The organism is Acaryochloris sp. IP29b_bin.137 (assembly GCF_028285745.1).
Classification (GTDB): Bacteria; Cyanobacteriota; Cyanobacteriia; order Thermosynechococcales; family Thermosynechococcaceae; genus Acaryochloris.
Genome location: NZ_JANQOP010000082.1, coordinates 1 through 24,711, shown reverse-complemented (window position 1 = coordinate 24,711; position 24,711 = coordinate 1). Strand labels below are relative to the sequence as shown.

General features: G+C 45.7%; 21 protein-coding genes and 2 pseudogenes. 6 read left to right on the top strand and 17 right to left on the bottom strand.

Annotation, left to right across the window (positions count from 1 at the left end; all coding sequences use genetic code 11):
* Window positions 1-270: 270 nt before the first annotated feature.
* A pseudogene (locus Q0991_RS06135) lies at window positions 271-477 on the bottom strand (S24 family peptidase); the annotation flags it as partial.
* A gap of 63 nt (window positions 478-540) precedes the next feature.
* A complete protein-coding gene (locus Q0991_RS06130; RefSeq protein ID WP_299486461.1) occupies window positions 541-822 on the bottom strand; it encodes a hypothetical protein in 282 nt (93 codons plus the stop codon).
* 55 nt (window positions 823-877) lie between these two features.
* Between Q0991_RS06130 and Q0991_RS06125 the strand changes: the two genes are divergently transcribed.
* From Q0991_RS06125 to Q0991_RS06110, 4 genes are all read left to right on the top strand, one after another.
* Window positions 878-1,324, top strand: coding sequence for a GNAT family N-acetyltransferase (locus tag Q0991_RS06125; protein WP_299486460.1), 447 nt, complete (start codon window positions 878-880; stop codon window positions 1,322-1,324).
* 118 nt (window positions 1,325-1,442) lie between these two features.
* Window positions 1,443-1,826: a hypothetical protein gene (locus Q0991_RS06120; RefSeq protein ID WP_299486458.1), complete on the top strand. Its 384-nt coding sequence runs from the start codon at window positions 1,443-1,445 to the stop codon at window positions 1,824-1,826.
* Between the two features lie 43 nt (window positions 1,827-1,869).
* The gene (locus Q0991_RS06115; protein WP_299486456.1) at window positions 1,870-2,409 is read left to right on the top strand and encodes a tetratricopeptide repeat protein; all 540 of its coding nucleotides are present in this window, start codon (window positions 1,870-1,872) and stop codon (window positions 2,407-2,409) included.
* Between the two features lie 224 nt (window positions 2,410-2,633).
* Window positions 2,634-3,434 (top strand): IS5 family transposase, encoded by an 801-nt coding sequence (locus Q0991_RS06110; RefSeq protein WP_299486464.1) that lies wholly within the window; start codon window positions 2,634-2,636, stop codon window positions 3,432-3,434.
* 281 nt (window positions 3,435-3,715) lie between these two features.
* Here the strand turns inward: Q0991_RS06110 and Q0991_RS06105 are convergent, their stop codons facing one another.
* The 14 genes from Q0991_RS06105 to Q0991_RS06040 all read right to left on the bottom strand — a co-directional run bounded on the left by Q0991_RS06105 (window position 3,716) and on the right by Q0991_RS06040 (window position 21,273).
* Window positions 3,716-4,966, bottom strand: coding sequence for a glycosyltransferase (locus Q0991_RS06105; protein WP_299486455.1), 1,251 nt, complete (start codon window positions 4,964-4,966; stop codon window positions 3,716-3,718).
* 40 nt (window positions 4,967-5,006) lie between these two features.
* A complete protein-coding gene (locus Q0991_RS06100; RefSeq protein ID WP_299486454.1) occupies window positions 5,007-6,449 on the bottom strand; it encodes a Coenzyme F420 hydrogenase/dehydrogenase, beta subunit C-terminal domain in 1,443 nt (480 codons plus the stop codon).
* A 70-nt stretch (window positions 6,450-6,519) separates the two neighbouring features.
* On the bottom strand, window positions 6,520-7,317 hold the full coding sequence (locus Q0991_RS06095; RefSeq protein ID WP_299486451.1) for a class I SAM-dependent methyltransferase: 798 nt from the start codon (window positions 7,315-7,317) through the stop codon (window positions 6,520-6,522).
* A complete protein-coding gene (locus Q0991_RS06090; RefSeq protein WP_299486449.1) occupies window positions 7,286-8,383 on the bottom strand; it encodes a polysaccharide pyruvyl transferase family protein in 1,098 nt (365 codons plus the stop codon). Before Q0991_RS06090 ends, Q0991_RS06095 begins: the two co-directional genes overlap by 32 nt.
* A gap of 48 nt (window positions 8,384-8,431) precedes the next feature.
* Window positions 8,432-9,964: a lipopolysaccharide biosynthesis protein gene (locus tag Q0991_RS06085; RefSeq protein ID WP_299486447.1), complete on the bottom strand. Its 1,533-nt coding sequence runs from the start codon at window positions 9,962-9,964 to the stop codon at window positions 8,432-8,434.
* A gap of 100 nt (window positions 9,965-10,064) precedes the next feature.
* A complete protein-coding gene (locus tag Q0991_RS06080) occupies window positions 10,065-12,359 on the bottom strand; it encodes a polysaccharide biosynthesis tyrosine autokinase (protein WP_299486445.1) in 2,295 nt (764 codons plus the stop codon).
* Between the two features lie 10 nt (window positions 12,360-12,369).
* The gene (locus tag Q0991_RS06075; RefSeq protein WP_299486443.1) at window positions 12,370-13,494 is read right to left on the bottom strand and encodes a glycosyltransferase; all 1,125 of its coding nucleotides are present in this window, start codon (window positions 13,492-13,494) and stop codon (window positions 12,370-12,372) included.
* A gap of 460 nt (window positions 13,495-13,954) precedes the next feature.
* Entirely contained in the window at window positions 13,955-15,769 is a 1,815-nt protein-coding gene (locus Q0991_RS06070) for an ABC transporter ATP-binding protein (protein WP_299486441.1), read from the bottom strand.
* Window positions 15,770-15,968: 199 nt separating this feature from the next.
* On the bottom strand, window positions 15,969-16,109 hold the full coding sequence (locus Q0991_RS06065; protein ID WP_299486439.1) for a hypothetical protein: 141 nt from the start codon (window positions 16,107-16,109) through the stop codon (window positions 15,969-15,971).
* Window positions 16,110-16,376: 267 nt separating this feature from the next.
* Window positions 16,377-18,359, bottom strand: a complete 1,983-nt coding sequence (locus Q0991_RS06060) for a lasso peptide isopeptide bond-forming cyclase (protein ID WP_299486437.1) — start codon at window positions 18,357-18,359, stop codon at window positions 16,377-16,379.
* A gap of 19 nt (window positions 18,360-18,378) precedes the next feature.
* On the bottom strand, window positions 18,379-19,596 hold the full coding sequence (locus tag Q0991_RS06055; protein ID WP_299486435.1) for a cupin domain-containing protein: 1,218 nt from the start codon (window positions 19,594-19,596) through the stop codon (window positions 18,379-18,381).
* A complete protein-coding gene (locus Q0991_RS06050; RefSeq protein WP_299486433.1) occupies window positions 19,586-20,494 on the bottom strand; it encodes a hypothetical protein in 909 nt (302 codons plus the stop codon). Before Q0991_RS06050 ends, Q0991_RS06055 begins: the two co-directional genes overlap by 11 nt.
* Before the next feature lie 40 nt (window positions 20,495-20,534).
* Window positions 20,535-20,990 (bottom strand): lasso peptide biosynthesis B2 protein, encoded by a 456-nt coding sequence (locus tag Q0991_RS06045; protein WP_299486431.1) that lies wholly within the window; start codon window positions 20,988-20,990, stop codon window positions 20,535-20,537.
* A complete protein-coding gene (locus Q0991_RS06040; RefSeq protein ID WP_299486429.1) occupies window positions 20,974-21,273 on the bottom strand; it encodes a lasso peptide biosynthesis PqqD family chaperone in 300 nt (99 codons plus the stop codon). The genes Q0991_RS06045 and Q0991_RS06040 overlap by 17 nt, the downstream gene beginning before the upstream one ends.
* A 209-nt stretch (window positions 21,274-21,482) precedes the next feature.
* Here Q0991_RS06040 and Q0991_RS06035 point away from each other — a divergent pair, with 209 nt between their 5' ends.
* Window positions 21,483-23,408: an EAL domain-containing protein gene (locus tag Q0991_RS06035; protein WP_299486427.1), complete on the top strand. Its 1,926-nt coding sequence runs from the start codon at window positions 21,483-21,485 to the stop codon at window positions 23,406-23,408.
* A gap of 311 nt (window positions 23,409-23,719) precedes the next feature.
* Window positions 23,720-24,364: an arsenical resistance protein ArsH gene (gene arsH, locus Q0991_RS06030; protein WP_299486425.1), complete on the top strand. Its 645-nt coding sequence runs from the start codon at window positions 23,720-23,722 to the stop codon at window positions 24,362-24,364.
* 4 nt (window positions 24,365-24,368) lie between these two features.
* Here the strand turns inward: arsH and Q0991_RS06025 are convergent.
* Window positions 24,369-24,614: pseudogene (locus tag Q0991_RS06025) on the bottom strand (IS5/IS1182 family transposase); the annotation flags it as partial.
* Between the last annotated feature and the right edge of the window lie 97 nt (window positions 24,615-24,711).

Here is a 24,711-nt window from a genome sequence, read left to right as displayed (position 1 = left end):
TCGCAAACATCTTGGAACACCCTATTTGGGACTGCTTCAATTCTTTCTCAACCACCGCCAATTCATGAGTAGTGATTGTGAAGATAGGAAGGGAAAAAGACCTAGAGAAGTGATGACAGGACAGAAGCATCCTCACTGGCTAGAACTACTAGGATTCAAACTCTTCAAAAGAGCTTAGGAAAAGCAATAAAATCTGGACTGGTCATTTCTAAAAATGGCCTGATTTATCATGCGAGTGTTACCCATTTTCGGCCAAATCTGAACAAAGCCGAAAATTCCGCAACCTTCCATCGAGTCTCCCTCAACCCTCATAAAGAATGTCGCTGCCGGGTGATGGATCAGGGCATCCTGCAAGTTCAATTCACTCTGGAGATGGTCATCAGCAGGGGAAGGGAAGCCAGCCGAAACAGGGATACTTAATAAGGGCAGGCAGAGAGAATCTGCCAACTCGATAGAATGAATGGATCGAATAAGCATTGTAATAATATATATGTACTATTAATATCTAGCACAGTTCTTCAATTTTCTCTAGTAGGCTTGTTATTCTCTGGTTAAGGCATGATGGTTGATCACATTTGCCAACAGTGCGATCGCTTCAGTGGATACCTCACTGATGGCTTCCTTTTCTGTGCCATCCATCCGAGTGGCCCCGACCAAAATCTTTGTCTCTACCAATGAGATCGTATGACAGCCCAGATCTGGGCATGCAATTAAACCATCGAATAGCAATTGCTTAGGCGTGATTTTGTCGTCTCTGCTAGGTGGCCAACCGCTTGGCGATAATAATACTGTCCCGTTTTTCGAAGCAATGATGGTATCCATCGAGCCAATTACTACAACATCAACAGTAACTTTTCGGGAAGTGAGGTTGTCTGCATTGAAAGACTCCCCTACAGCCTTTGGGTCCACGTATGTCGAAGAATTGAAGCTATCTGATGTTGAATGGCAGCAGAGAGCAGAACGATGCTCTGGCGACAATTCTGCTGGTTACCTAGCGATTGATGGTGGTCAACCATGTGGCATTGTGGCATGTTTCCTCAATCCAGAGGAGTTAGCGACAGCTCATTTAGCTTCGATGTGGGTTGCCCCACCTTATCGTCGCCAAGGTGTGGGGCAACTCCTCCTTCGGACCGTTTTTGAGTGGGTAGAAGCCCATCATGTCAGTAAACTGTTCCTAATGGTTACCTCGAATAATGATAGAGCCATTCGCTTTTATGAACACCTTGGGTTTATGAAGACCGGGAATACTGAGCCATATCCAAATAACCCCGCACTTTTTGAATACGAGATGGTTCGCTTCTTCAAAGATATCGAGGGGCGATGAAATGGTTGCTACCATTTCCCTTGAGCAAATAGCTTTGATAACCGAAGTTCAAGCGATAGCTGATTGATTTTGGGCTTCTACAAAGGACGACATCAGGTTCAGTTAAGTCGTCAAATTTTTGCATATTAAGCTAGAAATCCTGAAACTTGCTAAACAACATTTTGGTGAGCTACTACATCTTTCCTTTGAAACACCAATACTAAAGGGTGAAGGAGCACCGTCAGGGAGCCTCCAGTTCTTTCAAGAATTGGTTGATCTAGATTTAATTGAAATTCATTTCAAGCAAGTTTACATTGGTACTTCCGGCTACCAGAAAGATAGTTGGGATGAATATTGTGCAGACTTAAATCTGTCTTCCCTCCGAACCTGGGATTTATGGCGACAAGCGTTTATTGCAGAGCAGGAGGGTGTAACCCATGTACTTGCTCCAGGGGAAAGATTTGGGGAGTTTAGCGAGGTCTGGGTTGAAGAGTTGCGATTTCGAGCAGTAAAACCGAGTTAGGGCTGCTTGTAAAATGAAGAGCACCAGTTTCGGGGGATAGAGAATGCGTCATAAACCAATTCGTGTCTATTTCACAGTTGCGATCACTGCGATGCTACTCAGCCTGGGTCAAGGGATGTCGATTCACCACCCATCACCGCTAGCAACAGCCGCCCCCAACCCCCAGGCAAACCCACACTATACTGCTGCAATTTCTCGCCTAGAACAAGAAGATCTAAAGGGAGCGATGGCTGAACTTAATCAAGCCATCCAGATTGATCCGTCTTTATCTGAAGCCTATGCACTTCGGGGCGTTCTATTCATGGGGGAAAAGAATTTTCAGGAAGCCGCTGAGGATTTTGCCCAAGTTACACGACTACAGCCAAAGAGTGCTGATGCCCATCTCAATCTTGCTAAAAGTCAGTTGATGCTCAAGGAATATCAGGCGGCTTTGCAATCAGCAACCAAGGCGACTCAGCTTGATCCGCAGAATCAAGCTGCTGCTCTTCTGGTGAAAATGATTCCACATCTAGCTAACCTGCTCAATAGTGCAACATCTCCAAATGAAGGCAGGGAGTGGAGCAAAAGCCTGGTTAACCGATAGCGATCTTGCCGTTCTGGGGTGCGCTTTCTGTTTGGCCAAATGTAACATGTCTGATAGAACTCTTGCGAATCTCCAGCAAGGATTGGGATGCCCCTATACTAACTCTAGTGATTTTCCAAGGTTGGTATGGTTGCCATCTCTCTCAGAGGCTGTTTGAGAAGTGAGTAAAGCTCTCAAGGTACTACTCTGTCAATACACAAACATTGAACAGGACCTTGAGAGCACTGCCTACAGCATATGATAGCGACCTCACCAGCCTGCAATGGGAATTACTTGAGCCCTTGATTCCTGCTGCTAAACCTGGAGGTAGACCTCGCACCACTGATATGCTCAGTGTTCTCAATGCCATTTTTTATCTCATTGTTACGGGTTGCCAGTGGAGACAGCTACCTCATGATTTTCCCTGTTGGTCAACGGTCTATAGCTATTTTCGAATGTGGCGCGATGATGGTACTTGGGGCCACATCAATGAACATCTGCGCATGCAAGTGCGGGTGAGTGAAGACCGTCATCCAAGTCCCAGTGCCGCCATCTGCGATGCTCAATCGGTTAAAGTTGGCAATCCTCGGTGTCACTCGATTGGGTTTGATTGTGGAAAAAGTGTCAAAGGTCGTAAACGTCATGTGCTCGTTGATACTTTAGGGCTGGTTCTGATGGTGATGGTCACCGCTGCCAATATCTCTGACCAACGCGGAGCCAAGATACTGTTGTGGAAAGCACGGCGTCAAGGCGCAAGTCTGGGTCGTTTGGTGAGGATATGGGCCGATGCTGGCTATCAAGGGCAAGCCTTTATGCTGTGGGTGATGGACCGTTTTCGCTATGTCTTGGAAGTGATCAAACGCTCAGATAATCTAGCGGGGTTCCAGGTTGTTCCCAAACGATGGATGGTAGAACGGACGTTTGGATGGTTGTTGTGGTCTCGACGGCTCAACAAAGATTATGAGGTGTTGACCAGGACGGCTGAAGCTCTTGTTTATCTAGCGATGATTCGACTGATGGTTCGAAGACTGGCTGCGGAGTACTAAAACTTCTCAAACAGCCTCTAAGGATTAAGTTCATGCTTACTTTATCCTTTAGTGGAATATCACAATCCTAACATCTCGATAAATATTATGAATATCTAATAAGTTTATGAAAACCCTATGAATAATTGGCAGTTCAAATCTAAGTTCAAGACACATAAAAAAATATTAACAATAAATCAGAGTGACATTGCTTAATCTATGCTTATAGCAAGACTAATACTTATACATTTCAAAGCATACAAACCACACTTTTTCTCAGGCCATAATTGAATCATTTATTTTCATCCCATATGGGTTCTACAATGTTTTAAATTTTTACAAAGGTCATACAAAACAGCATTAAGTTGATCAATGTTAAAGTCTGTTTCTACCTTGAGGCGACCTGCTCTACCTATTTTTGGCCAGTCTTCAGATTCATCAATCAAGTGAGCGATCTGTTCGGCTAATACTTTTACATCACGCTCAGGGGCTAAGTAGCCTGATATACCTTGATCTACAAGTTCAGGGATGCCACTATGTTGAGTACTCACTACAGGTAGTCCCATCGCCATTGCTTCCATTAAAGCTACAGGAATACCTTCTTGATCGCCTTGAGCTGAGGTCACACTGGGCGCAAAGAAAATATGGGCTGAGTTCATCATTTCCAGTAACTCATCTTGACTTTTCCATCCTAGAAGGCTGATTTCTTCATCCAAATTCAAATCGATAATTAATTGCCTCAGATCATCATATAAATCTCCATCTCCAATCACTAAGTAATGAACTTGGTAGCCTAACCGCTTTAAACATTGAATGGAACGAATACCATACTCGATACCTTTTTTTTCAACTAACCGAGCAACAGAAATGATGTTTACTGTGCCCTCTTGGTTGTATTGTCGAGGTATAAATGTAAACTTTTGACAATCAATCCCCATATGGTGGACTTGGATTTTATGGGCCGAACACCCTAACTGATACAGTTTGGCCTGCCAATGTTGACTAATGGGTAAGATTAGCTGACTTTCCAAAAACAATTGATCATAGGCATGCTCACCCAATTCTGATAATTTTTGAGTGATATCCCGGGCATGAAAGGTCGTAATTATTTTTCCTTGCAATGCACCAATTGTCCTCAAATTCATTCCCAACAAACCATTATGGCCAAAGTGGCAATGGATGACATCATAGGTTGCTTTATGATCCAAGCAAGAAATCGCTGCATAAAAAAGACGTAGTGATAGTGCTTGGCGGCCAAACTGTTGGACGTTAAGACTTTTTAGTAAAAGTAATGGTGCTGTAAAGCTATGTTTTAGGTATAAAAGCAAAGCTTTAAGCAACCTCAATACATAATTGTGAGGTAGGGCTTCATAATAATAAGTATGCTCAAGCAAGCGATAGTTCAAAACACATGCATGAATTTTTGCAGTGGGGGTTGGTTTATGACCATAAATATCAATTTGACACCCTCTATCAATCAGTCCTGTGATCTGATTCAGAATAAATGTTTCTGATAGACTTGGGAAATCTCCTACCAAATATGCAATTTTCATGAGTGTCAGATAACTCTGTTCATATATTGATCTGCCTATCTCACTTCGATGTTATTATCGTGCTTTTCTTCCACAATCGCTGCCAAAGATAAGGTTTTCGAGCAGAATTATATTCTTTGATCTTCGGTTCCATAGCTTGTTTAAAAAGATTAAAGTCTCTATTTTTGATGGCTAATGCAAAGGCGCGATGGCTCGCTTTAGCCAGTGCCATTCTGACTTGATGAACTTTCCTAAATTTAGGCCGAAGTCTCATTTTTGATGGTTGAAGTCTTTTTTGAGGTCGCCATTCTCTTGCCTGATCTTTCAAATGCAGTCGATAGGCGAGTCCTTCTCGCCTATGGCGAAGACCTGCATCTTGAGACTGTGCCACTTGCTGGGCAGTAATTAGATCTAACTGGAGGCGTCCTGTCTCTTGACCTTTTTGAAGGAGTTGGTGCAACAGTGGATGCCTAACTACCAGAACATTAGTACCTTGGCTATCTTCTACATACTGCGGTAGCCATGCATCTCCAACGGTCATATCTGCAGTCTCAGCAAGGACATCGTCGCAAAAGTCACAGGCTTGATACTTAAAGAAGCCATGTCCCCATAAAAAACCAAAAAATTCGTTGTTAGGCTTAGTTACAGTGACTTGTTGCCCATTCGACATCCCTACCACTTCAACCCCATAGCGATTCGCATTCCGCCCAGGCAACTTTTTGCGAAAGTTGATGGACTGGAGTTGGCCTGGCGGGATACCACATTGCCAAGCAAACATATCTGCAAAGCGTGTACTTTTCAAATGGCCACACACTAGACCAATGCAAAACGTGATGCGATCGCAAATCACAGGATCAACTTTCGCCAACAAGCGGATCGCTTTAATAAAACAAGGCACACCCACAATGGCATATCGCCCCGGCTGCTCTCTAATCTGCTGAAGCACCTCCGACAATTCCACGGGATAGTATCGCGATTTAGCACCATGACGAATCTCATCTAAATTGGACGAGACCTGAAACTTAAACAACGGGTCGCCAGGTTCCGACTGTTGTTGGACATGAACCACATAGTCAATCTGATTTTGACGAAACAGCTCTGCCAGAATCCAAGTCCCCATTCCCCCAGAACTCCCTTGACCCCGAAAATCACCTTCAGCCACATATCCAGCATAGGTTTCCAGATAATAGCCAATTTGATCATGGTACGTGCAGCGATCGCCAAAGGCATCCCGGGCAAGCTCATCTTCATTGGCACTTCCCTCAGCAAAGGGACAAGTTGATAAGTACGGTACCGTTTGCTCAGACTGATATTCCTCTTGAGGGGACAGTGTTCCTTGAGGGGGCAGTGTTGCCTGGTAACGGCCATAGTCATCCAATTGCATCGTCAGCGGTGAATGAGGAAGAGCCGCACAGACCCCACATCCAATACAGTATCCTCCCTCAACCACGGTATTTATTAAGGTAAACAGCTCTTGCCTACTCGATGAAGCTAAACCAGGCATCTTTATTGTCTTGCCCCCAGATTACATCCGTTCATCGTTTCACGAGTTTGATGTAGCAACGTCATAGCGTTCAGCCGTCTTGAGCGACAGGAGTCGCCACTAGAATATAGCCAAGTGCCATCCGACTAGAGAGATTAAGGCGGTTGATCAACTTCACAATCAATTTTTGTTGAAAAAAACAAAATAGGAGTCGCTGCAATTGGATCAGGCAGAAATCTCCACCTTTTCGCAGAATCACCGCCAGCGGTTTCGGGAAGATCTTAAAGATACTCCGCAGGAAAACATCCACTACCTTAGCGCTAATATCAATTAATATGCCAAACGCACTGCCATAGTGATGTAATTTGACGATTTCAAACCCACTTTGTTGCGCTAAAAACTTCAACCCATGCGGCGTATACCGATAAAAATCAAACGGTTGCTCATGCAGATGATAGAAGAAAGGAACGCTCAGAATCAAATACCCATCCTTGGTCAAAATCCGATTAATTTCACGGAGCAACACATCAGGGTTATGAACATGCTCTAAAACTGACGTAAGCAGGACACAATTCACCGAATCAGTATCTAATGGTAAGTCCTGATTCAGATCCGCAAAAATATCAATATGCTCTTGCCGATGCAACGTGTTGGGCCAATCCACGCAGGTCACTTGCTGAACAAAATCTTTATACCAAAGATAAAAAGGGACATTACCACACCCTAAATCCACTAAGTGCTTCCCCAAGTAGCTTTGACAAGACTGAAGGACCTGAAGCATCTCTAAGGTGATGTAAAAGCTGCTAGCAGCAACACCTTGGGGATTGACCCTTATTTTACCCCTCTTAAAATAAATTTTACTGGGCTGCCATGCTTGTAGGTTTTTCATTAGAAGTCAATCCAACGAGGCTAGGAATTTGATCAAAGTAGGACGCGTTCCAATCGGGTACATAATGATCCCGATTCTGCAAACAATGACTCACCAAAGTTGGGAGTTGCGATAAATCCTCAGCAAACACAACCGAGGGCATCTCTTTGAACCAATATCTTGCCGAGGTTAATTTGTGATCTACAGTCCGAAGAACAATACAGGGTTTCTGGCATAAAATCGTAAAAATCAACCCATGATACCGATCTGTAATGACAACATCATGTTGTAGAAAAAGTTGAAGAGTTTCAGCTAGAATCGTTTCCCGTTTTTCAATTGGAATGGGAGCATCTAGGGTCGTATCATAATAAGTGCAAGCATAGGGTAACAGACTTTCTACGCTTTGCCGTTGAGCCTCAGATAACGCAGATTCATGATCAAGGCGTAAGCAGAGCAAGATCTTGGGAGATGCATTTTTAGCGGTCGTTCCCTTGGGCGGCAGTGACAAGACAAAGTCAGGCATGCAATAGGTTTGAGCATTTGGGAAAAGCGCTTGCGCCAGCTCACCACTGTAGGGATCACGGCCAAATACGACTAAATCAGGATGAGATTGATAGACTTTTTCGGTAATTTCTTGCTGTACTCTTCCATTCTCAGTATCACTAAAGAAAATAGTCTGTGGCAGGCTAATCACTTTATTAGACTTTAAATTTTTAATCAACCGTCGTCGAATTCGTTCAGACCAGAGACCACGATCCCCTAAATTCCCACCGCTATGTAGAAAAACGATATCTTCAGATGTGAGTAACTGCTTAATTGCAGGCAAAAAATATCTGGATTGATCTTTATCGAGTTCAATTACTTCTAATGATGGAAAGTGTTTTTTAAACCAGGCTTGAATCGCTACAGCCTGAGCATGGTCACCAATATTCTTTAAGTAGGGTGGCGGGGTCAGCGCATAAATAATCTTTTTCGTTGATTCTAAATGCTGATACTGAGAATAAAAAAGAACATTACGGATTACCCAAAATGGGAAATCAAGCACACGCAAAAATCGAATTCGAATACTGTTTAATAAAGTTTTCATCATAAAGAATTTATCGAATCAATTAGAAATAAAAGAAGTCATAAGAATTTAATTCATTTTTGCCCCAAGCGCTTGCCTCATATTTAGTAATTCCTGTAATTGGGATTTCCCACCTGGAATCAGCAACCATGCTCCTAGATAAATGATAAAGAACAAAACACTATCAACCCCTAAGGCCAGCGGCATCGACACATGGCTCACCTGAAACAGCAGATTGAAGCCATAAATCGATAGGGCTGCCAATAAAGACGTCAACGCTGGTTTGGATAACGTACGTACCAATTGCCTGAGGCTTAACGACGTTCCCTGAAAGCTGTACAAAGCTACGACAACCAAAAATAAAGGTCGTGTCAAGCTATAAGCCAGTGCTAGGGTTACCACGCCATGTTGCACACTAACTGAAAAAATAATGGCATTCGCAATAGAGGAGCATAATCCCCAACGAAAAAGCCGCTCCGTTTGCCCTAAACTCAAAAAGGTCCAGCCGGTCGCAACATTGAAGGTACCAATAAATGCTGCAGGCATTAAACACCGGAAAAGAACGACGACATCCGCCCATTTATCCCCCAAACAGACCAAGATAACTTTATCTGCGGATACAAATAAAAAGCTCACAATCGGCATACCGATCATGGTGATCAATCCAATGGCCTTGTAATAGTATCTGCAGTACTTTTGAGGGTCATTTTGCAAACGACTGAGTGCCGGTAGAGCCACACTCGTCACAGGTGCATTTAACTGCTGAATCGGCAACAGTAATAGCCGATAAGCCATGGTGTATAAGCCTAGTTCACCGGCACCCCAAACTTTACCAATCAAAATGTTATCGAGATTTCGAGATAGAAAGTTAAAGACACTAAACCCCGTCACGCTGCCACCAAACGTCAGCATTGACCATGTTCCTGGGGCCCAAGCAGGACGCCGTGGACGCCAAGAGCATAGCACCCACAGTAATATCCCATAGCTCACGGCTTGGCTAACTCGCCAAAGCACTAATGCCCAATACCCTACCCCCATCGATGCCGCACCAATGCCAATCCCCACGCTGAGCAGGATCGAGGCCATTTCAGCTTTAGCAAGGGCCGAAAAATACATTTGACGCTTGAGAAGGGCAGCATGCTGCACCCCCAACCCACTAAAAATAAAGGAACTAGCCAAGGCCACCATAATCCAGAACAACCGGGGTTCAGCATAGAACCAAGCCACCAGTGGTGCTAGGCCGACCATCACTATGCTCACTAGTAAACTAATGGCGAAATTGGCCCAAAACAGAGTACTCACTTGTTCATGGGTTATCTTGTCCCGCTGTATCGTTGCGGTGGACAGTCCCAAGTCTTTGAACAAGGCGACAAAATTGACCACTGCGGTCACCATAGCAACCAACCCAAAGTCGTCACGCACTAAGAAATGGGCTAGCGCTAGGGTTCCTCCTGTTTGCACCGAGAATTTAACCCCTTGGGCAGCAACAACAATGATCCCGCCCCGGACCGATTGACGCTTTAAATCATCCTTTAAGTGGTCTGTTTGAAAGTAGTCGTCAATATTGTCGGTTTTCCAACGATTGGAGTTGAATTTAGACAATGCAGATTCTTCTCATTAGCAGTAACATCAATCAATCACAGTCATCTGAACACAAATGAGTAATGCCCAAGAAGACATCTACAACAAGCGATGTAACGGTTTATGCCTTCATATATTTATAGTTGGGTGTAGAGGCCTGCACACCATTGGCCACTAAACCAATGAGGTTTAATTTATCCAATACACCAATAGCTTGCGTCAAGTCAGAGCGGGTGACTTGCTCCATACGGCCGACCATCACGACCCCATCACATCCCATGCCTACAGAGATCGTGTCCACTAAGCCCAGTACAGGAGGACTATCAACCAGGATTAAGTCATAGCTTTCTTGAAAGGCTTTGAGAATATCTTTCATTCGTTCCAGACTTAAGAGTTTCACAGGATCCGCCGAGAGGGGACCCGCCGTCAAAACATCAATACTTAAGTCAGAGGGAAGAATCGCACTTTTATTAAAGTGACTCTCGGTTTCGCCCCAACGCATATAGACCCATTGTGGTGTAGCTTGCAGTTCCGCTAAAGTGACGTCACTGGTGAGTAGCGTTGACAAGCCTTCATGATTGTTGAGATCAAACATATGATGCAGGCTAGGATGGCGAAGATCAGCATCAATCACTAGCACTCGCTGATCGAGCCGCGCGGCACTAATCGCCAACCCCAGGGCCAGCGTTGATTTTCCTTCTCCCGCTCCAGCTGAAGTCACCATTAAGGTTTTATAGGGGTTGTTCGTTTGCAGGAGCTGAATATTGGTATAAATCAAGTCTAATGACTCTCTCAAAGGCTGCCACTGAAAGAGTTCAGGCATCGTTAAACCAGGATTTTGAGTGGGATTAAACGGTAAAACCAGTGCATCTCGCATCTCGGCAACTGAAAGTTCTGGAATGGTACCGAGAAGCGGTAAGGGAAACTGAGTATTTAAATCATCAGAGTGATGCAATTTATCATCCATCGCATCACGAAGGAAGGCAGCAATTCCTCCCAAAAACAAACCTACAACAGAACCTAGAAGGAGATTTCGCCCTACATTGGGACTAATCTGAATACCGAGTTGTGGTGCTTCTACGATTTGCCAGTCAAATCCACCTCGTGCAATCTCCAATCCCAGCTCTTGGCGGGCCTCCAACAACTTCTGTAAGGTTTCGCGACGAGTTGACACTTCCGGTTGAAGGCGATTGAACTGAGCCATCAGCTCAGGGTATTTTTGCAGCTCAGCAGACAGCTTTGCTTCCGTTTGAGCCAGGCTGCGATCGCGGGCTTGGAGACTCCCCAATGACTTCTGCAGTTCAGTCAGTTGACTCACTAATGCCAAATCATTTCTGCCGAGTTGGCCTTCAGTGAGCTGGTTGGGCCCTTGAGGAATTTGTGCAGCTTCACCACCCACAACCCGACCGACTTCTTGTTCTAGCAGCGCCAGCTGATCCTGCCGTTGATTGATCAAATTCACAATATCAGGATGATCATCCGTCAGTAACTGACGTTTTTGAGCCAGTTCTAACTCAGTGCTCTGAATTTGGTTAAGCAGAGACTGATACCGACTCGATTCACTCAAGCGAGCGGATGTGCGGGCCTGACTTGGAGAGAGCTGAATTTGGCGCTGAACATTGGTAAAGCTCGCATAGGTCTCTCGATACTGAGCATCCAACGCTTGCCGCTCTGTTTTAATCCGTTCTAAGGCATTGGCTGCTGTTTGGGCTTGAGTGGCAGGATCGATAATGTTGTTACCACTCCGAAATGTTTTGAGGGCTGCCTCCGCTTCTAAGACGCTTCTGCGGACTTCCGGTAATTGTTCTTCAATAAAGGTTAGTCCCTTGGACAAACGGAGCTTTTGCTGCTTAAGATTATGAATTTGATAAACCGTTAAAAGCGTATCTAAAACTTGCTGGGCCTTTTCTGAATCAGAGCTGATATAGTTAGCCGCTAAAACTTTAGTGGCCACTCTTCCTTTGCCTTTACTGTCAGGGCCATAAACCGGACCAACAGACAATGAGTCTCGCAACTCCTCAATCGTAATATCAGGATAAGAAGGCAGCAGGCGTTCAATTGCTTTGGACAACACCTCAGACCCGTTTAGGACTTGAAGCTGCGTCGTGGTATCCACTTGAATATTTGAATCAGCAAATTCATTTTCTGCTGTTCGGGGACCGCGGCTGTGCGGTTTAGATTGATAATTCGGCTCGATCAAAATCTGCATTGAGCTTTGATAGAGCGGCTGCGTTTTTAGCGTTAAAAAAACGGCACCTGCTAAGGCACCTGCGAACCCACCGATAAACCAAACCTTGCGTCTAACCAATACAGCGAGTAATTGACCATAGCCCCAGTCTTTATCAACGGGTTGGGCAACCAGTGGTTCTCTTGGGGATAATTTATTAGGTGCTTTATATAAACTGCTTTCAGTCACAATTACTATTTCAACTTATAGAAGGGACAAAAGAGACAGAACTTTTAAATTGAGAGGGATAAACTTGATTAATAACTTGATGAATTTTTTGAAAAAAGATAGGTTCAGAAAATTGGGAAAGCGCATGATCGCGGATACGATAATAGTCCCATTCAATTTGCTGTGATCGCACTAATGCTGCTTGCAAAGAGGCCGCTGTTTGTTTATGGAAGAACACGCCAGTCTGCCCTGGAATTTGAGTATCCAGTACTCCCCCCGCCCCGAAAGACACCACAGGGGTTCCACTCGCATTGGCCTCAACTGGCACCAAGCCATAATCTTCAAGGGCTGCCACGACAACAGCTTTAGCTTTGGACATCAGATGGCAACGTTCTACATCCGAGATATACCCTAAGAATTCGATGTTGGATTGGGCTCGGCTTTCTAAATGCGCCCGTTCAGGACCATCTCCCATAATTTTCAAAGGCCACCCCAACTGATTAAATGCATCAACGATAACGTCAACACGCTTGTACCCCAACAACCTGGCAGACACCAAGAAAAAATTCTCCTTTTCATCCGAAAAGGAGAATTTAGAGTTATCTATCGGGTAGTTAACGACAATAGCTTGTTTGCTGTAGGTTTTATGGATACGACGCGCAACTTCAGTTGAGTTGGCAATATATAAATCTGGTTCTTGGGCATAGGCCAGATCTGCCTTTCTCATCACCCGAAACATTTTTTCGATGAACGGATACAGGTGCTGATAGTCGGCATACTCACGTAGATATGTTTGTGTATCCCACAAAAAGCGGGTGATATTATGGCAGAAACAAATGTGTTTAGCATCGGGTCGTGTCCGCACAGCCTTAGCAAAACTCGTACTACTGCTAATTATTAAGTCATACTTTTGTAAGTCCAAAGCCCTAAAGGCTGGATAATAAAAGGGCGCAAGCAGCCGAAAATACTTGGTTGCCCCTGGGACCTTTTGCAAAAGAGTAGTATGAACTAGGCGATCTCCCAGCTCAATCGTTTGTCGTGGATCGTATAGAGACGTAAAAATATCGGCACTCGGAAAATGACGACACAATAACTCAAAAACTCGCTCAGCCCCTCCGCGTTGGGTCAGGTAGTCATGAACTAGGGCAATTTTCATAATTCTTTCGTACGTTCAACGGTTACCTCACTAGAACCCTTTGTTCAACTTTTAAAAATTCAATGAATGATAAGGTGTAGGCTCGACACTACCATAAGTTATGCAAAGTACCACTGTGTAAAAGGATACCTTAAACATCAAAATTGTTGCCCCACCAAAGCTGTGTCATCGTAGCATCATAGTCAGCATAACCATCGTGATGGCTTTTGTGTGTTCTGTTCTTTCGGACGTCGTTCAAGTTCTTCCGCAAGTTAGAAGCTAATGCCCAAGATTTCCCCAATAGAAGCAATTGCCTCTTAGAAATACGAAGAACAAAGCTATTTAAGAGTATTTGAAATAAGTGAAAGTTCTGGGAACATGATGTAAATTTCTCGCACTCACCCCCAGCGGGTTTTAGTATAGCTTGGCATTTTTGCCTTTGCCAAAGAATTTAGAAATTTTTTACCCCCAGTGAATCGGTCTAGCGATAATTTTGGGCTTGGGTTTCAAACATCGATGCATAGGACCCATTGAGCGCCATAAGAGCCGCATGACTTCCTTCTTCAATGATCCGACCTCCCGACATCACATAGATATAGTCTGCCATCTTGACCGTTGATAAGCGGTGGCTAATTAAAATGGCCGACTGATCCTGTATCAACTCTCGAAACTGCTGAAAAACCTCATACTCAGCTCTGGGGTCCATGGCACTAGTCGGCTCATCCAGCACAATCACCTGAGACTCTCTCAGAAACGCTCGAGCAAGGGCGATTTTCTGCCATTGCCCGATACTCAACTCCTCTCCCTGATCAAACATCTTACCCAGGATAGTGTCGTATCCCTGCGGTAACGACTGGATAACCCTATCGGCCCCTGATAATTGGGCTGCTGATTGAATTCTAAGCTGATCAGCAGGGCTCTCAATATGGCCTAGGCGGATATTATTTCGGGCAGAGAAATGGTATTTGGCATAGTCTTGAAAAATGACGCTGATGTGGCTTCTTAGCTCATGGGTGCTGAAATGTCTGAGATCAATGCCATCAATCGTGATATTTCCTGCCGTTGGATCGTATAACCGACAGAGCAGTTTGATTAAAGTCGTTTTGCCAGAACCATTCTCACCCACCAGGGCGATGACTTGTCCCGGCTGAAGTTTGATGGAAACATTTTGAATCGCTTTGCGTTGAGTCGTGGCATATTGAAAACTAACCTTGTTAAAGGTAATCCCTGTTGCTAAGGGTATAGGGAAAGCCGTCGGTAGATCTGGCTCTTTGAGATTCGATTTCAGATCCAGAAATTCATAAAGATTGGCGAGAAACAAATTGTCTTCATAAAGACCCGATAAGCTACTCAACAACCCTCTCAAGCTATTTTGGCCTTTTTGCAAGGCTTGATAGTACAGCACCAGATCCCCTAGCTTTAGAGTGCCGACCAAGGCTTGCTGCACCAGATAGACAAAAATTGCAAATATAAACACTCCCACAATGGTCTGAGTCCCAAAAAAAGCAAAGGATCGTTTAGAGATAATCCCTACTTTTTCCTGGTAGATTTGCTCTCGCAATTGAGCATAACGATGCTTAAAGTGCTCACCCAGATTAAACAAACGAATTTCTTTAGCAAACAAATCGCTCGTTTGCAGCCACCCTAAATACATGGCCTGCCGTTCTAATTGAGTCCGTCGTCGTTTCCAGTGATACATGACCCCTGCAAACTTCAACCGCACTAAAATAGTTGGAATTGCAGCGACTAGCAAAAATCCCACAATGCCCCAGTGCAAGGCTAAGAGAAGCCCCACCATTGCGATCAAGGAGATGGAACTTTGGCCGGCTTGCGCGAATCGATCTAAGAGCCGAGGGGGACGATAGGGCGCTTCTTGTTGGGCTCGTTGTAGCGCATCATAATATTGGGCATTTTCGTAATGCTCCAGGTCTGCTGAAATGGACTTGGCATGGATAATACTTTGCATATAGTCGGTCACGCGTTGGGCATGAGCGACAGTTACCAGCTCCATAAGCGAGGCACATAGCGTGGTACCGACCACCAGACCCGCAGCGCCTATTAGCAATGGCACGATATCTTGCATCGCTGCTGTTGGATCGAGTAGGGCTAGACTGACAGTCACTTGATCCACAATCAGCTTGGTCATATAAATTGTGAACAAGGGTAGAATGCCTTGAATCAAAACCAAGCCAAGCCGAGCCAATGTCCAGTAGGGACTACTTTGCCACACTAACCGCAGGGCAGGTATGAAATACAAAGGGACCCCCAGCCTTGCTTTGAACAATCCAGTCGCCATAGGGCTGTCGAGCTAACCTCTGTTGATAACGAAATCCGCCGTTTCAGGTAATCCGATAACCACAATTTCAATCTTTGGCACGGAGGCAATTAGCATGCAAATGCCTATAAATTTGCATTAAAAAACATAGGGTCAGATTGCGAAAGCTGACTCTATGTTACGTTCAATCTTCGGTTTAAGGCGAAAAAGGAACTAAAACCTACGACGTAATATCGTCGATATCAGGATTAGGAGCAGTCCCGACGGGTACGTCAGTGACGCTGATGGATGGGGCATTCTTCGTCATATCTTCAACCGTGCCGTAGGTTTTCAGCATTGGTGCTTCATAGATTTTTCTCATGGTTTTCTCCTTGCGTAATCTGCTTCGGCTGCTCTGGCTTACATACATATTCATAAGCCTTCAGTCAGCAACCTCTCACTAATGTTAGACGTATACCCCCGGATCAGCCACGAAAAAACTTCTTAGCTGCGCCACAGCTCCCTTATTTTAGCAGTTTAAAAACAAACGGGGAATATGATAGCAAACAAAACATTGAAAAACGATTGTGCTTGCTTGATTTAGCCCATTATTTATCAACATCCTAAGAAAAGCTGATGAATTATAAGATTAAATTAATCTTTTGTGAGTTGGCGGTTGATCATCTGCTGTCTGCGAGTGTTGGAGCCATAGGGCAAGGTTGACGGTGATCCAAAGGGTAAGGGAGTCATGGGGTTGAGGCTGTCCATGGGTCCAACGCTCAACAATGTTGTTCAGCTGTTCAACATCAACAAATTCTGTGATTGCCAACGGTGGGTGATGTAGCGTCTGGTTAATTAAATCAGCGCCATATTTAGCAAGGGTATGATCAAATGCTATGCCTAAATTCCCTTTACCCCGTCGCCACTGAATTTTAGTTGGTAATACCCCTTGCATACCTCGACGAATAATCATGCGGGTCCAACTCTGTTGCATTTTTTGCTCTTCTGGCAAAGAGACGCAGAATTCCACGAGGCGTTTGTCCCAGAAAGGATATCGGAGTTCCAGTTGGTCATTTGCAGCAGTACGGTCTAGGGCCTCTAACGTAGCAGAGACTAAGCCAGAAGTTACATCAGCGATATGACCATGACGTTGTGAGGGTTGGTTGCCAAAACGTTGGCGGCGTAAAAGTTGGTATCGCTGATGAATGCTTAACTGCTCAGTAAAATCCTTATTTAGAGGGATGATCCAAGGTTCAGACGCACTTGAGACAGAGGCGTGGGATGAAAGCTGCCACTGAGCTGTCCAGGTTTGAAGTTTACGAACAACTTTGAGCACTCTTGTCTTTTTCAGGAGCGGTTCTAAACCAAACTTTCGGATGTAAGTCCCATAGACCGTCGGAAAATGATGATGGTAGCTTTTACAGAACCCTCTTGTTTCTCGAAAGAGTTTCAGCCAACGTCCTCTCTTTGCCAGGGTCCTGAGATAACCAATCCCATGAGACACAGCAACATCCCCATCAAAGCCATCTAAAAGGACTCTGACGGATTGTTGTTTGGCCTGCTGGTACAGCGCTCTGTTTAAGTGCAAATTGCTGGCAAAGAGGGGTTCATCCTGCTGGGCCATCACCTGTTGATAATCGGTCCAAGGGCTGATTTGATCACCTTGGATTGAGTAACTATCAATGTCATATTGGTTGACGACCGCTTGGATAAAGTCTTGCTCGTCGGAAGCGGTGATTTCGTTAAAGACAGCAGAAAAAGTGGGGAGCTTGGTTGGATCTTGACGTTGCTGTTTTAAGTGAGCTGTGGTGCAGGTAATGGAGGATGAATCGATCCCCCCACTTAACATGGTGCCAACCGGATAGGCACTTCTGAGGCGGCAACGCACTGCTTCAGTAAAAATCTCTCGAAACCGATCGGCATAGGCTTGGTCAGAGTCTAGCTGTAGCTCATAGCCTGGATCGAGAGACCAATAGGATGATATGTCAAGATGGTCAGCCGTCACGGTCATGCGATGGGCAGGGGGAAGCCGCAGGATCTGTTGATAGAATGTCGTTTCTGGATCAAACAGCATAAGGGTCAGATAGTCCGCCACTCTCGATTGATCTAAGACTTTCGGCACGTCTGGTACAGGAAACAGGGCCTTAATTTCACTGGCAAAGGCGAAGAGCTGTTCGGAGGCGAAGTAAAAAAAAGGTTTGACGCCAAAATGATCGCGGGCGCAAAACAACCGTTGTTGCGGGGCATCCCAGAGGGCAAAAGCAAAATCACCCAGAAGGAATTCTGGACAGTGTTCCCCCCAACGTTCGTATGCTGCCAGAATTAAGGCGCTGTCGGTAATGACGTCTGATGGATGAGATTTAAGGCCAAGCTGGGCAATCAGATCAGCCCGATTATCAATGCGAGCATCTGCAGTGAGGACTAGTGTTTGGGCCGCATTCTGGAGGGGCAGTGTCTCAGCAGTGGATTCAGGGGTTGTTTTCAACAGGCAATGCCCTAATCCTACGGATCGATCGCTCCATAGGTGAATCCCATCTGGTCCTCGGTGAGATAAGGTGTGGACCATTTTCTGAAGATGATCCGGGTTGACCGGATGGTTTTCCAGATAGACAATGCCCGTAATTGCGCTCATGGTGGCAGGAGGACGAAAATTAAGAACTTGAAGTTGAATGAATCTCTTTAATCATGAGAAATCCTTCTTGAATCAGGGTTTTAGCTAAAGCTAATCTCCCCGCATCATTGATTAAACCGCCAATGTCTCTGATCGCCAAGCAGGGATGGTCGAGCAGATCCGTAAGGGAAGGGGCCAGAAAGATGGGAAATGTGAGGCTTTTTTGATAGAAGTTCAATATGATTTGGGTCGGACTTCTATCGATGGTGAACAGAATATAAGGTCTGTGGGCAACGACAGAATTGGGGTTGAGCTGAGGCAGGTGGATCAGATCTTGGAAGCGACCTTGGTCTTCCGATTTGCGATCGCATTGAAAAGCAGCGTACTTCCGCTTTACCAGTTCCGCTGGATTAATGTTGCTAAATAAAGACTGACTTAGGGTTTGAAACTGCTGATAAAACGTCTGCTGTTGTTCAGAGCTAGTAAAACCATGGGGAATGGCCTTGCGAAAGGCAGGGTCAGCCTGGGCAATGGCGACAAGCTCTTCCAATAGCTCGTAGGTAAAAGTGGGGTACAGTCCCAGGGATACATGAATTGAGGGGGTCTCTTGACTAGCAGCTTGATGCACGATGCCTCGGGGAATATACAGCAAATCGCCCGGCTGCAGCATCACCATTAAGTCTGGTGCATCGAGTTTATGGCGACCAATTTGCTGATCTCTGAGATGAGAGGGCAGTTCAACGGTAGAAGGATACAGCTTCCATTCCTTGGCACCTGTGATTTGGAGAATCAACACATCATGCTCGTCATAATGGGGGGCTAACCCCTGGGCATGAGGTGGCGTGATGTAAATATTGGTTCGGAGTTTAAACTTCAGTTCGGATTCCAGGCCGCTACAGAATTGGCGTAAGCTGGGAATTTTCTTGTGGGCACTATTGATGGTCAAGGTTAGGCCTTGATGTAGGAGGGTATATAACTTGTCATTGTTGATGAAATATTGCTGGGACTTGGGGTGACGATCGCACCAAGCCTCCAAACTGATCAATTTGCCCTGATCGACTAGGCGGAAGTTATTGTAGTCCGCCAATAGAGCTTTATTTTGCAGCAGTCGATCGATATCTTCGGGCGTTAATATATCCTCGTAAACGGCGGCATTATTCCTGGGTAGATAGAGGGTTTGCATTTCCCAGTAGGTTTGGAAAAAATCCTCAAGGGTGCAGGGAGCAATCAATTGGGCAAACTGAGACTCAACCTTCATGGGTAAGGACGTGATTTTCAACTAGGGTAGCAACATCTGGCAAGAGTTCCAGGGAAGCAGGGCGCAAGAGACGAAATAGTGGCACCTGTTGAGCCAATATCATCAATTGCTTAAAATGATGAGCGCCCTGCTCCTGTAATAGGGTTTGCCCAAAGCGGGTGACATAGGAGTTCTGCATCAAGGGTTGAATAATCTCCTGCGGTTGTAAGGGCTGAATCGCCAGATCATCCCCTTGCCCCAGGAGATAGATATGTCTTAAAGGCAAAATATCGGACATAAATCCCGAGGAAAGTTGATGATTGCGTTTTTCTAGACGGGCTCCCAGCCGGGGTAAATCTTCTGGTTTTTTGCCAATGCAGGTAACGGCATCCGGCCAGAGTTTAATTTGGGGAAAAGCCGGTTGAACCTGAATCGGTTGATGATGTTGCACCTCTAGCGCCACCACGTCATCCGCAATCAGGCTATGACCGCGATCGTGCAAGGTCGCGGCCATGGTGGACTTGCCCCACCGTTTTTGGCCGATAAAGGCGACGGCTTCGCTGTCCAGGGCAACTGCGCTGGCATGGAGCACCAAAAAGCCCCTTTGGTGCAAAACGACTCCCATTACCGCGCCCAAAATAAATAGGCGCAAGCGATCCTCATCCAGATGGGTCTCTAGATCAATCCGAATATCCTGCCCGTCCTGAATTAGAAAGGTTCCTACCCCTTGCCAATACAAATACATCCCCGCCTCTGAATTCTGGTAACAGTGCAGGCTATTATCCATCTGTAAAGGACTCTCCGTGATGGTCTCGAATTGAATCCAGACGTCTGGGTCAGTTGCCGGTGTTGGGATAAGTTCGGGTAATGGGATGTCTGACTGTATCGTCAGTCCATAGGCAGCGTAAAAATAGGACATTGCGATCGCAGGTAGACGCAAAAAAGTTAGGCTGTGGCGCTTACATCTTGGACTCTAAGGATGGCATGGGGGTAAACCGGGATAAGTCATTCATTAACCCCATAATCACATGACCCTGAAGTTCAACCCAAGCATGGGCTTCCAGGCAGTCTGCCGTTTTAGCAACGCCAATTTTTAGCTCGGGTCGATAGCCTCGGCGATAGATCAGCACTTGGGTGACGAGCGCTCGTGCCAGACACTTCACGTCCCCTGGCATATAGCGACTGCTCGTATTTACCGCCCAAACGACGGCCCTCAACGTTCGCCGACTTATCCGGGGGGACGGCGCCGCTGGATCGGCATGGGGGGGATGGTGAAGGGTCGCCAGCCATTTCTGTAAGGTTTGAAAGGGGAGTAACCACAGACCCAGCCGAATGAAGCCCAGCAGCAGGTAGGTTTTGATCAAGAGGGTGCGATCGCACCTTTGCAACCGCAGTAATTTAAGCACTGGCGACATCTTTAATCTCGATCAATTCCGATTCCACCAGCTCATTCAACAACCGCAGGACATCTTGCTCACACTGGTCTGATTCAACGTCATATTGATCCAAAATTTGGTTGCAAATCTCCTGAACTGAGCGGGGTTGCTGGAGTAAATTCCAAATGCTGGCGCCCACTTCATTCAAACCAAAATACATCCCCGTTTTGAGGTTGAGAATAACGGATTCCCCTGCCAAGTCGGATGAGACTTGCTCTGGCGTCGCAACTACGGTTGTATCTATGGAAAGAGTGGTAGCCAATGTTGTAACCCTTTAATGCAATCGAATACTAATGCAAATTTTGTACAAGTTAGCATAGATATTTTATATTTATCCGAAGGAATTAAAATATTTAACGTTCCCTGAGTGTCTGATAAGGGGTTTTGAAAGTGCCTGAACGATTTCAACTGGGCACACTAGAGGGCATCAACCCCTGATTATGCCGCTCCTTCATTAAGCAAAATTTAGCCATGGCCCTCAATACATCTGCATCTCAAAGGGTGAATCCCCCTCTCCCGGAAGAATCAAAAGGCTTAATTTTGATCGTTGATGATACTCCGCATAATTTGCAAATCTTGTCCACGGCGTTAACGAAACAAGGATATCAGGTGCGAGGGGCAGCTAATGGTTCTATGGCACTGATTGGGGCACGCAATATCATGCCAGACTTGATATTGCTAGATATCAAGATGCCGGAAATGGATGGCTACGCCGTTTGCGAGAAGTTGAAGACTACAGTAGAAACGCAAGAGATTCCAGTTATTTTTATCAGTGCCCTGGATGACGCCTTGGATAAGGTCAAGGCGTTCTCGGTTGGCGGTGTGGACTATATTACTAAGCCATTTCAATTGGCGGAGATCTTAGCTCGTGTCGAAAACCAGCTAACGATCGGTCGGTTGCAAAAAGAGCAGCGAAAACAGAACGAACGTCTGCAAGCAGAGATCCGAGATCGCATTGCTGCCGAAGCGCAAATTCAATCGCTTAATTCCGAGCTAGAGCGCAGAGTGATTCAGCGAACGGAGCGACTGAATCAAGAAATTGCTGAACGGGAGAAAGTGCAACAGCAGTTAGAGTACATGGCGATGCATGATCCCCTCACTCATTTGCCAAACCGTACCCTCTTCCTCAAGTGTCTCGAGGACATTATTCAAAAAAGACAAAGGCAAACGGGCCAATCGTTCGCCTTGTTGTTTCTCGATTGCGATCGCTTCAAAGCGATCAATGATTCCTTGGGACATTTAGTTGGGGACCAATTTCTGGTCTCGATTGCCCAGCGCCTTAAAAGCTGTGTAGGGGAACAACTCCTGGCTCGCTTGGGTGGAGATGAGTTTACGATTCTATTCGAAAGTGCTGCCGATGAACAGCAGGCCATTGAACTTGCCAATGCGATTCAGCAAAGTTTGCAAGAGCCCTTTCATATTGGTGACAATGAATTTTTCGTCTCGGCTAGCATTGGTATTGTAATCAGCCATCCGGATTATCGCCAGCCCGCAGAAATGTTGCGAGATGCTGATACTGCAATGTACCGGGCGAAGGTCTTAGGTAAAGCACGATATGTTGTTTTCAATGCCAGCATGCATGAGGACGTCCAAAGTTCACTGCAGTTAGAAACAGACCTCCGGCGAGCGATCGAACGCCAAGAATTTACGCTCAATTATCAACCCATTGTGGCGCTGGATACCGGAGTAATTACAGGGTTTGAAGCGCTTGTCCGCTGGATTAGTCCTGAATTAGGGTTTGTATCCCCAGGGAAATTTATTCCTCTAGCTGAAGATACGGGTTTGATTATCCCCCTAGGGGAGTGGGTCTTGAGAGAGGCTTGTCGACAACTTAATGAATGGCAGACGGACAACATCACCCATCTGCCCTTGAAGATGAGTGTAAATCTCTCCGTCAAGCAATTTTCCCAGCCCAACCTAATGGCAATGATTGATCAAATTTTGGCAGAAACAAGCTTGCCAGCTCATTACTTAAAGCTGGAAATCACTGAAAGCGCCATTATGGAAAACTCCGATTCAGCTGCCAAGATTCTGGATCAACTGAGGGCACGTCATATTGATTTGAGTATTGATGATTTTGGCACGGGTTACTCCTCTCTAAGCTATTTACACCGTTTTCCTGTCAATACCTTGAAGGTCGATCGATCTTTTGTTTGTCGGCTTGACGCTGCAGATGACAATGTTGCTATTGTGCAAGCGATTGTTACGCTCGCTCAAACTATGGGCATGGATGTGGTGGCTGAAGGCATTGAGACAACTGAACAGCAACGGCAACTCAAGGCATTGGGTTGTGAGTATGGACAAGGATATTTATTCTGCAAACCGGTTAATGCTGCGGCAGCACGTGAGATGCTGATTGGCAAAAATTACATTCTGGGCTCAAACGGGACGGATTAAAGTGAGCTGGCGTTGAGCTGCACCATTCGCCGATATGGGGTCCAGTTCCTGGACTCAATTGCAAAACAGCTCAACAGAAAAAACGCCAATGCCCTACCCAAGACGGATCGGAATTTTGTGGGAGCGGTTTATAATCCATAGAGATCAGGATGCCGTCCCTGGTTCGCAGAAAGATAGCCCTTAACTCTATTGATAAGCGACACAATGGATGTTCATCGGTACATTCTCCAGCAAGGGAACCTTTGCAAGAAAAATTACGGGTCCTGTCTCTATACCTATACAGTTGCTGAAGTAAGGCTTCATCCCAGACTATGACGTTTGAGCATCGGCCTCGAATCCTTTTTCTGTATGGTTCTCTACGAGAACGCTCCTACAGTCGCTTACTGGCGGAGGAAGCCGCCCGAATTATTGAAGACTTTGGCGCTGAAACAAGATTCTTTGACCCCAGAGGTCTACCGTTGCATGGGGCAGAACCGGATAACCACCCAAAGGTTCAGGAACTCAGGGACTTATCCCTATGGTCTGAGGGACAGGTTTGGTCGAGCCCTGAGCTACATGGCAATCTTTCGGGACTAATGAAGACCCAAATCGACTGGATTCCCCTTACTCTGGGGGCGGTTCGTCCTACCCAGGGAAAAACATTGGCGATTATGCAAGTTTCAGGGGGCTCTCAATCCTTCAATGCCGTTAACTCGATGCGGATCTTGGGGCGGTGGATGCGGATGTTTACCATCCCCAATCAATCTTCCGTCGCCAAGGCATATCAAGAATTCAATGAAGACGGAACAATGAAAGCGTCTCCCTATCGCGATCGCGTCGTTGATGTAATGGAGGAACTCTATCGTTTTACGATTCTGTTGCGAGATAAAGTAGATGAGTTAACGGACCGCTACAGTGAACGCAAAGCCGCTTCTGCGCAGCGTTTAAAAGAAACGGCTCAAAAAGCGCTGGATTAAAACAGCCCATCGTGTCGACGAGGATCGTCCGCTTTCGTCCTTTCACTTTCTTACCGCCATCAAAGCCTTCTTCTTAGACAGCCTCTACTGTTTTGACAGATTGTGAATCAGCACAAGCTGCACTGGGATATCGATTTTGTCCGGAGTGAATTCTGAGTCTTTCGCGCAAGGCACGATTGAGGTGCTCCCAGATTCCATCGGCGTCCCACTGTCTGAAATAGGTATAGACCGTTTGCCATACAGGAAAGTCCTTTGGGGATGACAAGGGTTTCACAATGTGTTCTGAATCAGTGATAGCGCCCTCATGCCTCTCTGGTAATTGAGTCGTTTATGGGGTTTCAGTTGCA